Genomic DNA, 12,754 nt, shown 5'->3' with positions numbered 1-12,754 from the left:
ACAGCGCCGCGCCCGGTCACCAGGTGACCGGCAAGGACTCGGGGCCGCGGTTGATCGTGCCGCGCCGCCAGCTCATCTCAGCCGGTTGGCACGCCAGGCGCAGTCGCGGGAACTGCCGCAGCAAGCTGGAGATCACGACCTGCGCCTCCATCCTGGCCAGTGCCGCTCCTGCGCAGAAGTGGGTCCCGTGCCCGAACGCCAGGTGTGGGTTATCGCCGCGGCCCAGGTCCAGCCGGTGCGGATCGGTGAAGAACTCCGGGTCGCGGTTGGCCGCTAGATAGGAGACGTACACCGCCTCGCCCGTTGCAATGGTCACGTCGCCGATGCGGATGTCGTCCATGGCGATGCGTGGCAGACCGACGCCGTTGCGGTGCGGCACGTACCGGAACAGCTCTTCGACGGCCTGCCGCACCAGCGACTCATCCCGCAGCCGCGCGCGTTGCTCGGGGTGGGTGAGCAACGCGTAGATCATGTTCGAGCTGTTGTTGCCGACCGCGTCCATGCCATTGAGTTGGAGGATGACGGCCAGGGAGATCAGCTCGGCCTGACTCAGTTCGCTGGCCTCCCGTGCGGCGACCAGTGCGCTGAACGCGTCGTCCCCGGGTGTGCTCCGCAGGTGCTCGGCCAGGTCGGTGAAGTACTTGCGGAGCTCGGCCTTGACCGCGTCGGCCTCCGCCCGCGAATGGTTGCTGGACAGCAGGATCTGCCGCCAGTGGTGCATCCGGGGCCAGTCCGCCCGCGGGACGCCCATGAGCTCGCTGATGACCTGTGTGGACAGTGGCCCAATGAAAGATCCGGCGAGGTCCGCCGGCGGGCCTTGCGCCAGCATGCGCCGGAACAATTCGTCCGCGATCCGCTCCGTGCGCGGCCGTATCGCCGCCACTCGTCGCGGCGTGAAGCTTTGCGCCAACAGCCGCCGCAGCCTGTTGTGGTCGGGAGGATCCGTGCGCCCGATTCCCCCGGGCAGCCCCACAACGTGCGGGGTCATGCTAGTCACGGGCCGGTCGACGGTGGCCGCACGGCTGAATCTCGACTCCGCGGCGACCGCGCGGACATCCGCGTGCCGGGTGACCAACCAGGCATCACCCTCGCCGAACCGGAGCCGAATCCGGGCGATCGGTTCCTCGACCAGCAGCCTCGACAGCAGCGGGTCGAAATCGAGCCCGTCCAGATCATCGACCGGCCACCTGTGGGTGCGGCGATCCGGAGCCGTGTGTGCACCGCCCATGCGCGGTTCCTCCTCCGCGAGGCGGCCGACCAGCCCTGGCCGGACTGGCCGCCGCATCGTTGCCAACAGACGGCGTCCAGCGTCTCGTCTGCGCGCTCCACCCGCCTCCGGAAGCCCCCGATCCAGTGCCCCACTCAGGTCGTGAACGCAGGGCGTTACCGGAGACGCCCGGCCCACCACGAACCGCACTCACGACGCCGCAGCCGTAGTCACCCGCCCCCGTGCCCTAGACCGGCACGAAGCTCGCGGACGGCCTGTTCGCCTTGCGTCAGAAGCCTTTCCAAGCTCCGTTCGGTGAAGACGATGTCCATCCCCTCCAACTGCCCACCTACGCGGAACTCCACCTCGTCGCCGAAGACCGCGTAGTTCATCGAACAGTCCTCGATCCTGCCCCAAGCAGCAACCCGCAACCCACTCATGCCCCGACCTTTCTTCTACGTACTACGGATTTGGTTAGTACTAAAGGTATTTCATGCAATCTTCGTCGGTGTGGCACACACCGACGATCATGAAAACTATCGTCAGCGATAATTTTCACTGAGGCAAGGAGGCGCACACGATCAGGAGCCTTGTTCACACGATCCGCCGAACGGACGCACGGTAGGCTCCGCAAGGCGTACCGGCTGATCATCGGCAATCGGGTGCCAACGGAGGTGTCGGGTGTCCCAGAACGTCGCGAACGTCCGACAGAGACGAGTTGCTCGGACGTTGCGTGATTGGCGTAGATCGAAGGGCGCGACGCAGGAAGAAGTAGCCAAACCGCTGAACTGGTCGGTACCCAAACTCAGCCGCTTCGAACGCGCCGACACGATTGCGGGACCCGCCGAGATCATCGCCATCGGCACAGTGCTCGGTATCGAGGACGCAGAACGCGACCGCCTGGTCCGATTGGCAACAGCATCGATCGAGCCCGGCTGGTGGAACACCTACACACCCGACGCGGTTCGCCTCGGCTTCGAGGATTACCTCGAAGCCGAGGAAATAGCCAGGCGCCTGCAATCCTTCGAGATCCACCTGGTGCCCGGACTTCTGCAAACTGCCGGGTATTACGAGGCGATCCTCCGAGAAGCCGTCAAGGGTTCGCACGAAGAACTGCTGAACGAGCGTCGTCAACTTCGCCAGGAACGTCAGGCCCGGCTCAACGCATCCGACAACCCGCTGACCTACCACGCGATCGTCCACGAATCAGCGCTGCGCCTGCCGATCGGTGGGCCCGAAGTCATGCGAAATCAACTGCGGCACCTGCTCTCCCGGAACGAACTGCCGAACGTAACCATCCAGATCCTGCCGATCGACGCGGGTGCCTACCCTGGGCTCGGATGCGCGTATCACCTGATCACTTCCGGCCCGGACGACGTCCAGGGCGTGTATCTGGAGAACCTGCACGACGGCCTCTACTTGGAGGATGACGCAGAGATCCAGGTATATACGCTGGCGTTCGAGCGGCTTGAAGGAAGAGCGCTCAGCCCGGCGGCATCGGTCCGGCGGATCACGGAACTGCATGAGCATTGGAAGTAGAGACAGGAGTCACGGCATGGCCGCGCCAGACTTCACCAGCGCCCACTGGTTCAAGAGCACCAACAGCAACGAGGCGAACGCCTGCGTCGAGGTTGCTTCGATACCAGGCACAACCGGTGTACGAGACTCCAAGCACCGCAGCCACGGTCCGATCCTCGCGTTCGACCGCGAGTTATGGAACGGCTTCATCAACAAGCTCAAGTCCGGCATCTTCGATCGGCCGCAGCAACCCGCCGCCGCCCAACCGGCCGCACTCCCAGCCGGTCACGGGCCGGCGAGTCTTTTGGGCAGTCATAGATGAGCCACATTTAGTTACCCACCCGTGAGCTGGGCTCGGGCGTCAGGCGGCGGGGGCAAGCCCCGGCGGCGCATGATCGAGCGGCGGCGCAGAGGCACCGCGCTCGATCGTGCAGCGAGGTTCAGGAGATCGAAATGGGCTCACGCACGCTCGTTGTTCTCTACCTCGGATTCCTTTGCCCAGGTGAGGCAGGTCGGAAGCTCGGCGGTCTCGATGAACTCCTTCAACGCCCGCTTGAGGAGGGGCAACGAGACGCCGGTCGTCGGAAGATAGTCCACGTTGAACGTTCCGTGAGTCATCGGCGACTTCGGGTCCCCAACCGGCACCATCGCATCGGTGATCTCGGGGTGTCCGGCGACCGGACCTAGGTAGCGTATGTACCCCCAGCAGTCGCGGACCGCCAAGTACAGCACGTGGTCCCCGACCTCGTCGCCCTCGTCGGGGTCGATCTGGCGCGGGCGCCCCATGTGCTCGATGTAGGCATCATCGGCGCTTGCCTCGGCGAGCGACGCAACGAAGTCCTCAACTGCGTCCGGCGTCCCCGCTTCGAGAGTGCGGCCGCCCGATAGATATGTGCGGACGCTAGCCCGTAGACCCGCCATCGAGTCGGACACGCCGTTGCCCCCTTCGGGCAGGCGTTACAGCCTGCCCGCGTAGCCCTCGGATGCTACTGCCCCGCGTCGCAGTGCCAAGTGCCTGCTGTGCTTCCTCCACCGTCAGCACCGCATGCTGGATGGCTCCCGGGCTCTGGGTGGCCTAGTGAATCACCGGGTCAGATCGTCCAGGTGTCGTTGCCGGTCAGCAGGGCCTGGAGGTTCGCGGGCTTCGCCTGCTGCGCTTCCGCGACCTGGGCGCGGGCCAGGTCGTCGTAGGTCGGGCGCGACGTTGCCCGGAAGATGCCCGTTACGGCTGGGCTCAGGTCTTGCCCACCCAACCGGGACAGGGCAAAGGCGTAAGACGGGTCTTCCCGGGTGATGTCGTGCACCACCACGTCGCTCTCGTCCACTTCGGACAGTTTCTGGATGCGGAAGCCGTCTGGGGTGCTGACCACCGCGCGTCGATCGTCCTCCGGGCCGAAGACGATGGGCTCGCCGTGGCGCAGCGCGACGATCCGGCGCTGCTTCTCGTCGTTGTCCTTGAGGACGTCGAACGCGCCGTCGTTGAAGATCGGGCAGTTCTGGTAGATCTCCACCAGCGCGCTGCCCCGGTGCTCCGCGGCGGCCTTCAGCGTCTCCGTCACGCTCGCGCGGTCCGAGTCGATCACACGCGACACGAACGACGCCTCCGCGCCCAGCGCCAGCGACACCGGGTTGAACGGGTGGTCGAGCGAGCCTACCGGGGTCGACTTGGTGACCTTGCCGACCTCGCTGGTCGGCGAGTACTGGCCCTTGGTCAGCCCGTAGATCCGGTTGTTGAACAGCAGGATCTTCAGGTTCACGTTGCGGCGCAGGGCGTGGATGAGGTGGTTGCCGCCGATGGACAGCGCGTCGCCATCACCGGTCACCACCCACACCGACAGGTCCGGCCGGCTGGTGGCAAGGCCGGTGGCGATCGCCGGTGCGCGACCGTGGATGGAGTGCATCCCGTAGGTGTTCATGTAGTACGGGAACCGGGACGAGCACCCGATGCCCGAGATGAACACGATGTTCTCCCGCTTGAGCCCCAGCGACGGCAGGAAGCTCTGCACCGCGTTGAGCACCACGTAGTCGCCGCACCCCGGGCACCAGCGAACTTCTTGGTCGGACTTGAAGTCTTTCGACTTCTGCGGCTCGTCGGTGGTCGGCACGCCGGCCAACCCGCCGAGCCCCGGCATTCCCAGCTCGGTGGCGGTCACGCGGACACCCCCTGCACGACATCTGTCAGCACGTTCTGCAGCTCCTCTGCGCGGAACGGCAGTCCGGCCACCTTGGTGTAGGACTGCACGTCGACCAGGTAGCGGGCGCGCAACAGCATCGCCAGCTGGCCGAGGTTCATCTCCGGGACGATCACCTTGTCGTAGCCGCGCAGCACGTCACCAAGGTTGCCCGGCATCGGGTTGAGGTGGCGCAGGTGCGCCTGCGCGATCGACATGCCGTTGCTGCGCACCCGTCGGCAGGCGGCCCCGATCGGCCCGTAGGACGAGCCCCAGCCGAGCACCAGCACGCGGGCGTCGCCGCCGGGGTCGTCGACCGTGATGTCCGGGACCCGCACCCCGTCGACCTTGTCCTGGCGGATCCGCACCATCTTGTCGTGGTTGTCCGGATCGTAGGAGATGTTGCCCTTGCCGTCGGCCTTCTCCAGCCCGCCGACGCGGTGCTCCAGGCCCGGCGTGCCCGGCACGGCCCACTCGCGGGCCAGCGTCTCCGGGTCACGCACGTAGGGCCAGAACTCCCCGGAGCCGTCCGGGGAGTTGGGCTCGGTGGCGAACTGGACCCGCAGGTCGGGCAGCTGATCGACCGGCGGGATCAGCCACGGTTCGGAACCGTTGGCGATCGCGCCGTCGGACAGCAGCAGGACGGGGGTCCGGTAGGTCAGCGCGATCCGCGCCGCATCCAGGGCCGCGTCGAAACAGTCGGCCGGGGAGCACGGCGCGATCACCGGCACCGGCGACTCGCCGTTGCGGCCGTAGAGCGCCTGCAACAGGTCGGCTTGTTCGGTCTTGGTCGGCAGCCCGGTCGACGGCCCGCCGCGCTGGATGTCGCACACCAGCAGCGGCAGTTCCAGCGTCACTGCCAGGCCGATGGTCTCCGACTTCAGCGCCAGCCCCGGGCCGGACGTGGTCGTCACGCCAAGCGCCCCGCCGAAGGAGGCGCCCAGCGCCGCACCGACGCCCGCGATCTCGTCTTCGGCCTGGAAGGTCGTCACGCCGAAGTTCTTGTGCTTGGCCAACTCGTGCAGCACGTCCGAGGCGGGCGTGATCGGGTAGGTCCCGAGGAACACCGGGAGCCCGCTGCGCTGACCAGCGGCGACGATGCCGTAGGCGAGCGCGGTATTGCCGGTGATCTGCCGGTAGTTCCCGGCGGGCAGCTTGGCGGGCGCGACCTCGTAGGTGACCGCGAACGCCTCGGTGGTTTCGCCGTAGTTCCAGCCCGCCCGGAATGCCAGGATGTTGGCCGCGGCGATGTCCGGCTTCTTGCCGAACTTCTCGCGCAGGAACCGTTCGGTGCCCTCGGTAGGCCGGTGGTACATCCACGACAGCAGGCCGAGGGCGAACATGTTCTTGCAGCGCTCGGCGTCTTTCTTGCCCAGGCCGGTGCCTTCGAGCGCGCCCTGGGTGAGGGTGGCCATCGCGACGTGGTGCACGGCGTAGGGCTCCAGCTCGCCGCTTTCCAGCGGGTTCGAGTCGTAGCCGACCTTCGCGAGGTTGCGCTTGGTGAACTCATCGGTGTTGACGATCAGCATGCCGCCGTGCGGCAGGTCCCCGATGTTCGCCTTCAGCGCCGCCGGGTTCATCGCCACCAGCACGTCCGGCCGGTCGCCGGGGGTGAGGATGTCGTAGTCGGCGAAATGCAGCTGGAAGCTGGACACGCCGGGCAGGGTCCCGGCGGGAGCCCGGATCTCGGCCGGGAAGTTCGGCAGTGTCGCCAGGTCGTTCCCGAAGGCCGCCGCCTCCGAGGTGAACCGGTCGCCGGTCAGCTGCATCCCATCGCCGGAGTCGCCGGCGAACCGGATCACCACGCGGTTCAGCTTCCGGGTTCCGTTCGACCGGTGCCCGTTCGTCGTACTCAATTGACCCGTTCCCTTTCACCTGCAGGCAACGTCCATCCCGTGGCGAACGATACAGCCCCGCCCTTTATTCCGATCACAGCCGGAGCTTGCACTGTGGTCTTCCGCACGTGACCGCACGCCACTTATGGGAACGACCAAGTTTCACATCTAACCACGGGGCCACGACCCCCATCTCGACGTACCCGGAATACCAGCTATAACAACGGATCGCGGCGCCCACCATCCGGCCGCGAAGATTGTGTGATATGTGACACTAATTTGAGTTTCCCGCGATGCGGGACAGCGTCCCAGGGAACGGTCGATGCTTCGGCCGCTACACCCTCGGCTCACACCAACGGACTAACCACCCCGGGCAGGAGTCCTATATGGACAGTGCCCCAGACGGCGATTTCAGTGGAAATCGAACGGGGTGATTTCCGGTGAAATCAACAGCCGGCGGAACCGCCTGCCGAGGTGCGCAGCCCGGCCCGTGGTGTTGCGCTTGGAACCTACACCGAGCACGGAAGCGGGGTGGGTGTGGTGACCGAAGAGGCCGACGTCGTAGTCATCGGCATGGGTCCGGGCGGCGAGGATCTGGCAGGCCGGCTGGCGAATGTAGGCCTGGCCGTGATCGCGGTCGAATCGCGGCTGGTCGGCGGCGAATGCCCGTACTTCGCCTGCGTCCCGACCAAGATGATGGTGCGGGCCGCCGATGCCCTGGGCGAGGCGCGCAGGGTGCCCGAACTCGCCGGGCAGACGACCGTGCGGCCGGACTGGACACCGGTCGCGAACCGGATCCGGGATGAGGCCACCACCGGGTGGAACGACGAGATCGCGGTGCGCCGCTTCGAAGACACCGGCGGCCGGCTGGTGCGCGGCGTCGGCCGGATCACCGCGCCCGGCGAAGTCACCGTCGACGGCCAGGTGTTCCGGGCCCGCCGCGCCATCGTGCTCAACCCCGGCACCGATCCGGTGGTCCCGTCGATCGACGGCCTCGCCGACACCCCGTACTGGACCAACCGCGACGCGGTGCCCGCGACCCAGGCGCCGAAGTCGCTGCTGGTGCTCGGCGGCGGCCCGGTCGGACTGGAGTTCGCGCAGGTCTTCGCCCGGTTCGGCACCGCCGTAACGGTGCTGGAGATGCAGCCCCGGCTGCTGGCGGTGGCCGAGCCGGAGGCATCCGAGGTGGTCACCGCGGCGCTGCGCGCCGAGGGCATCGAGGCCCACACCGGCTGCGCCGTCAACCGGGTCAAGCACGATGAACAGTTCCAGGCGCAGCTGGAGACCGGCGATGTGCTGACCGCCGAACGCCTGCTCGTGGCTACCGGACGCCGCACCGACCTGCGCGCCCTGGGAGTCGCGGCCGTCGGGCTGGACGAGGGGGCCAGGACCATCCCGGTCGACGATCGGATGCGGGCCGCCGACGGCGTTTGGGCGATCGGGGACGTCACCGGCCACGGGGCCTTCACCCACACGTCGATGTACCAGGCACGGATCGCGGCGGCCGACATCCTCGGGCAGGGCACCGAAGTCGCCGACTACCGCGCGATGCCCTCGGTCATCTTCACCGATCCCGAGGTCGCCACCGTCGGGCTCACCGAGTCCCGAGCCCGGCAGCGTGACATCCAGGTTCGCACCGCGACCACCCCCTTGCCGTCGTCGACGCGCGGCTGGATCCACAAGGTCGGCAACGAGGGGATCATCAAGCTCGTGGCCGACGCCCGTCGCGGCGTCCTGATCGGCGCCACCGTGGTCGCACCGGCGGGCGGCGAGGTGCTCGGGGCGCTTGCCGTCGCCGTGCACGCCGAGGTCCCGGTGCGGCGCCTGCGCGAAATGATCTTCGCCTACCCGACGTTCCACCGGGCCATTGAGGCGGCCCTGGATGAACTCGACGCTTGACCGGGCGGTCAGCGCCCGCCGCGACCCTCGCGGCGGCTCCGCTTGCTGACGTACATGTCGCGGTCGGCGGCGTGCAGCAGCATGTCCGGCGCGATCGACGGATCCGAGGTCGTGGCGCAGCCGACGCTGGCGCCCAGCCCGATCTGGACGCCTTGCACGGTCACCTTGGTGTTCAGATGCTGCTCGACCCGGTCCCGCAGCGCCTGCGCGGCGTCCTCGTCCGGAAGCAGGCTGACCACGACGAACTCGTCGCCGCCGATGCGGGCGACCGTGTCGCCGGCCCGCACCGCCAGCTGCAACTCCTGGGCCGTGGCGATCAACAGCTGGTCACCCAGCGCATGGCCGTAGCGGTCGTTGACCGGCTTGAGCTGGTCGAGGTCGGCCAGCACCACCGCGAGCACACCGTCCCCGCGAGCGAGCTGCTGCAGCCCGTGGTCGAGGCGGTCGGCGAGCAGGGCCCGGTTCGCCAGCCCGGTCAGCGGGTCGTGCAGCGCGAGGTGCGCGAGGTGGGCGTCCACCAGGCGCTGCTCGCCGATGTCCTCGTACTGGCTGACCACGTACGCCGGTGTCCCGTCGGCACCCGGCACCGTTGTCGCCCGGATCAGCATCCAGATCGGATGGCCCTCTTTGTGCCGGTAGCGCTTCTCCACGCTAGTGCTGTCCACCTCGCCCGCGACGAGGTCGGCGAGCGCGGCCATGCCCTGTTCTTCGTCGTCCTCGTAGGTGACATCGGTGAACGACATCGAGAGCAGTTCCTCGCGCGTGTAACCAAGCGTGTCGCAGAGGGTGTCGTTGACCGCTGTCCACGCGCCCTTGAGGTCCAGCACCGCCATGCCGATCGGCGCGTTGGCGAAGCTGCGCTGCCACAGCAGCTCGGCCTCCCGGCGCCGCGTGATGTCCTGGATCTGGGACAGGAAGTAGACCGCCCGGCCGTGGCTGTCCCGGATGAATGACCGCGCCACCAACGCCCAGATGACGCTGCCGTCGGAGCGGATGTAGCGCTTCTCCAGGGGCTCCGGGGACTCGACCGGCCCTTCCTGATCGATGTCCTCGGGGTGCGTGACCTTCCGGTAGTCCAGGCCCTCCAGTTCCTCCCGCCGGTAACCGAGCAAGCGGCACATGGCCTCGTTGACGTACAGGTAACGGCCCTGCAAGTCGAGGACGGCCAACGCAGCCGACGCCTGGTCGAAGACGCGCTGCCACGGCACGCCGGCCGCGAAGTTCGGCTCCGAGGGAGACATGAGAACCGAACCATAGCGGGCCGGGCAGCAAGACGCAGCGGTGCGGTGACGGTCCGCGCTCGTCAGGCGTCGCTGCGGTTCATCACCGGCAGTTGGTCCGGCACCGCCGGAGACGCCTTGAGGTCGTCGTGCCGCTAACCCGAACTCGCGGATTTCGTGCCGTTTGTACCGATTCCGCTGCCTGGTCGGGGTCGGCGAACATGTCGTCGTCGGCGCAGGCGACCTGCGCGGGCAGCAACCGCGAGTTGAACAGCTCGAAGTCGGACAAATACGGTGCGTTACTCTCGCCAACATCTGTTGAGCGGAGCGTGAGGTGAGGCAATGGCGGAGACTTCGGTGGGCCGCGCCGTCGAGCAGATCCGGCAGATGCTGCGCAGTCAGGAACTGCTGCCGGGTCAACCGCTGCGGCAGGAGGCGCTCGCCGAACGCTTAGGAATGAGCCGGGTGCCGGTGCGCGAAGCGCTGAAGGCCCTTGAAGCAGAGGGCGTCTTGCGCCACCAGCCGAACGTGGGCTACACGGTGGCCCGCCTGTCGTCGGAGGAACTGCGCCAGGCCTACCTGATGTGCGGGGCACTGGAGGCGATCGTGCTGCGGGAGCTGCCGCGCCTGGGCACGGCCCAGATCATCGAGCTGACCGAGCTCAACGAGCGCATGGCGGAGGCGGCGGAGGCGGTTGACGTCCTGCGGATCGCCGAGCTCAACCACGATTTCCACTTCGTCATCTTCCGCAGTTCGGGCCTGCACCTGATCGTCGACGAGATCGAACGCATCTGGAAGATGACGGAGGCGTACCGCTCGGTCTACCTGTACGACGAGTCGGCCCGCCGCCGGAGCGTCCGCGAGCACCGCCAGCTGATCAACGCGCTGCGGCGGGGGCAGACCGAAAGACTGGTGACGATCATGGATACGCACCGCGACGCCGCCCCCGTGCAGTTGTCCCCGACACCGCCCGTGAGCGTCCATTGTGGACATCAGTGATCGCCACCCGGGGTACCCAGCACCATGCCCGATCAGGGGTCGTAACCCTTATTCTGGTGGCGTGACGACGGCATCCGAATCCTCGTCCCACAACGGCTCCGCCATTCCGCGCGGCCAGGGCGGCGACGCGCTCTCCGTTGCGGCGCGCGAGATCTTCGCCGAGCGCGGATACCACGGCGCGTCCATCCGGGACATCGCCAAGCGGGCCGGGTTGAGCCTGTCCGCGCTGTACTACTGGCATGCCAGCAAGCAGGAACTTTTCGCGGGGCTGATGGAGGACAGCGTCAACGACTACGTGCAGGCCTGCGACGCGGCGCTGCGCGGCTGCGGCGATGATCCGGCCGAGCGGCTGCGCGCGATCGTGCGCGCAACCGTGGACTACCGGGTGCGGCGACGGGTGGAAAGCGCCATCGCGGCGCGGGAGATCCGCAACCTGGAGACCGAGCATGCGCGCCGGCTCGCGGCCCTGCGCGAGTCGGCGACGCGGCTCTTCCAGGACATCATTGACGAAGGCGTGCGGCGCGGTGACTTCCACTGCGAGCACCCCACCGAGGCCCGCCGCGCGATCCAGGCCGCCTGCAACGCGATCCCGCAGTGGTACGACCCGGACGGCGACGTAGGGCCGACCGAACTGGCGGATCGCTACGTCGCCATCGCCGAACGCATCGTCGGCCACCGGCCCTGACCTTGCCCGCAACCGGGCCTCCCGCAACGGTCCGGCCGGGCGATTTCACTGGAAAACGATACTGATTTCCCTTGAAATCAAGGTCCTTAACGCCGTTAAACGACAGAACCATGTCACTGTCCATTGTGCTCCTGTTTCCCGTGAAGTCAGCATCCGGCAACTCCACCTCCCAAGCATCGATTCGGCGCTTGAAAAGGGTCCGGCGAAGTGGAAAAGTTCAGCGAAACGCCCGGCGGCGGCGGCGCGCGATGACCGGCACCGTCCGACACAGTTGGTACGCGGGCGAGTACGGACGGATGGCGGCGAACTCGCCGTTCTCCCTGATGGAATCTGGAAACGCACGAAGCAGCCCGATCCGGCCCGCTTCCGGCTGCTGGGCAGAGAAAGCGAGTGAGCATGTCCGAAGTGGAGTATCGGCAGGCGCGGTTTACGGCCCCGGCCGGATCCACCGATGTTCTGCTGATCCGGCACGGCGAATCGGCGCCGGCCCGCCCCGACCGGCCCTTCCGGCTGGTCGACGGGCAGGGCGACCCGGAGTTGGCCCCGGTCGGCCGGGAACACGCCGAGCGGATCGCCGAACGGCTCGCCGACGAACCCCTGGACGCGATCTACGTGACCAAGCTGCAGCGGACCGTGCAGACCGCCGCGCCGTTAGCCGACCGCCTCGGCCTGGTCCCGCGGGTCGAGCCCGACCTGCGGGAGGTGCACCTGGGCGACTGGGAGGGCGGGCTGTTCCGGCAGAAGGTGGCGCAAAACGACCCGCTGATCCAGAAAATGTACGCCGAACAGCGCTGGGACGTCATCCCGGGCGCGGAATCCACCGAGTCGCTGACCGCTCGGGTGCGCGGGGCCATCCAACGTCTCGCCGCCGCACACCCGGACCAGCGCATCGCGGTGTTCACCCACGGCGGCATCATCGGCCAGGTGATCGCACTGGCCACCGGGTCCCGCCCGCTGGCCTTCCTGGGCGCGAACAACGGCTCGATCTCGCAGATCGTGGTCACCGCCGAGGATGGCTGGATCGTCCGCCGCTTCAACGACTCCGGCCACGTCGAGGACGGCCTGAACGGGGCGGCCGGCGCGCTAAGCTGAGCCCTCGGGATGTGTTCGCCGCCAGCTGGCGGACCCCATCCGGGCCGACAGCAGCCGCCCTGGAAATCGCAGCGGACGGCGCGGTCGTGGTCGTGACGGCAATCGACACATCCCGGACGGCCGGGCGA

Annotated in this window: 12 protein-coding genes; 6 read left to right on the top strand and 6 right to left on the bottom strand. The window is 67.7% G+C overall.

The features are described 5' to 3' along the window. Nucleotides 1-16 precede the first annotated feature (16 nt). Together BJ970_RS26280 and BJ970_RS26275 are read right to left on the bottom strand one after the other, a co-directional pair. Nucleotides 17-1,228, bottom strand: a complete 1,212-nt coding sequence (locus BJ970_RS26280) for a cytochrome P450 (RefSeq protein WP_184728680.1) — start codon at nt 1,226-1,228, stop codon at nt 17-19. Nucleotides 1,229-1,437: 209 nt separating this feature from the next. Then, nucleotides 1,438-1,647, bottom strand: a complete 210-nt coding sequence (locus tag BJ970_RS26275) for a hypothetical protein (protein WP_184728679.1) — start codon at nt 1,645-1,647, stop codon at nt 1,438-1,440. 241 nt (nt 1,648-1,888) lie between these two features. Between BJ970_RS26275 and BJ970_RS26270 the strand changes: the two genes are divergently transcribed. Continuing rightward, a complete protein-coding gene (locus BJ970_RS26270; RefSeq protein WP_184728678.1) occupies nt 1,889-2,746 on the top strand; it encodes a helix-turn-helix domain-containing protein in 858 nt (285 codons plus the stop codon). Between the two features lie 16 nt (nt 2,747-2,762). Then, nucleotides 2,763-3,047 carry a DUF397 domain-containing protein gene (locus tag BJ970_RS26265; RefSeq protein WP_184728677.1) on the top strand — a complete coding sequence of 95 codons (285 nt, stop codon included), beginning with the start codon at nt 2,763-2,765 and terminating at the stop codon, nt 3,045-3,047. Between the two features lie 137 nt (nt 3,048-3,184). Here BJ970_RS26265 and BJ970_RS26260 read toward each other — a convergent pair whose 3' ends face one another. The 3 genes from BJ970_RS26260 to BJ970_RS26250 all read right to left on the bottom strand — a co-directional run bounded on the left by BJ970_RS26260 (nt 3,185) and on the right by BJ970_RS26250 (nt 6,752). After that, nucleotides 3,185-3,658 (bottom strand): Imm1 family immunity protein, encoded by a 474-nt coding sequence (locus tag BJ970_RS26260; RefSeq protein ID WP_184728676.1) that lies wholly within the window; start codon nt 3,656-3,658, stop codon nt 3,185-3,187. 158 nt (nt 3,659-3,816) lie between these two features. Next, on the bottom strand, nt 3,817-4,878 hold the full coding sequence (locus tag BJ970_RS26255; protein ID WP_184728675.1) for a 2-oxoacid:ferredoxin oxidoreductase subunit beta: 1,062 nt from the start codon (nt 4,876-4,878) through the stop codon (nt 3,817-3,819). After that, complete coding sequence (locus BJ970_RS26250) at nt 4,875-6,752, bottom strand: 2-oxoacid:acceptor oxidoreductase subunit alpha (RefSeq protein WP_184728674.1); 1,878 nt, start codon at nt 6,750-6,752, stop codon at nt 4,875-4,877. Before BJ970_RS26250 ends, BJ970_RS26255 begins: the two co-directional genes overlap by 4 nt. Before the next feature lie 519 nt (nt 6,753-7,271). Between BJ970_RS26250 and BJ970_RS26245 the strand changes: the two genes are divergently transcribed. After that, entirely contained in the window at nt 7,272-8,630 is a 1,359-nt protein-coding gene (locus BJ970_RS26245) for a dihydrolipoyl dehydrogenase family protein (protein ID WP_184728673.1), read from the top strand. A gap of 8 nt (nt 8,631-8,638) precedes the next feature. Here BJ970_RS26245 and BJ970_RS26240 read toward each other — a convergent pair whose 3' ends face one another. After that, the gene (locus tag BJ970_RS26240) at nt 8,639-9,871 is read right to left on the bottom strand and encodes a PAS domain S-box protein (protein WP_184728672.1); all 1,233 of its coding nucleotides are present in this window, start codon (nt 9,869-9,871) and stop codon (nt 8,639-8,641) included. Nucleotides 9,872-10,192: 321 nt separating this feature from the next. On the opposite strand from BJ970_RS26240, the gene BJ970_RS26235 reads away from it, so the two are divergent. The 3 genes from BJ970_RS26235 (at nt 10,193) to BJ970_RS26225 (ending at nt 12,626) form a co-directional block, all read left to right on the top strand. After that, entirely contained in the window at nt 10,193-10,849 is a 657-nt protein-coding gene (locus BJ970_RS26235; RefSeq protein WP_184728671.1) for a GntR family transcriptional regulator, read from the top strand. Between the two features lie 61 nt (nt 10,850-10,910). Then, complete coding sequence (locus tag BJ970_RS26230) at nt 10,911-11,534, top strand: TetR/AcrR family transcriptional regulator (protein WP_184728670.1); 624 nt, start codon at nt 10,911-10,913, stop codon at nt 11,532-11,534. Between the two features lie 396 nt (nt 11,535-11,930). Continuing rightward, nucleotides 11,931-12,626 (top strand): histidine phosphatase family protein, encoded by a 696-nt coding sequence (locus tag BJ970_RS26225; protein WP_184728669.1) that lies wholly within the window; start codon nt 11,931-11,933, stop codon nt 12,624-12,626. The last annotated feature ends 128 nt before the right edge of the window (nt 12,627-12,754 follow it).

It is taken from the genome of Saccharopolyspora phatthalungensis (genome assembly GCF_014203395.1).
In the GTDB taxonomy this organism is placed as follows: Bacteria; Actinomycetota; Actinomycetes; order Mycobacteriales; family Pseudonocardiaceae; genus Saccharopolyspora; species Saccharopolyspora phatthalungensis.
The sequence above is the reverse complement of the archived record's forward strand: the minus strand, read 5'-3'. Positions and strand labels throughout refer to the sequence as shown.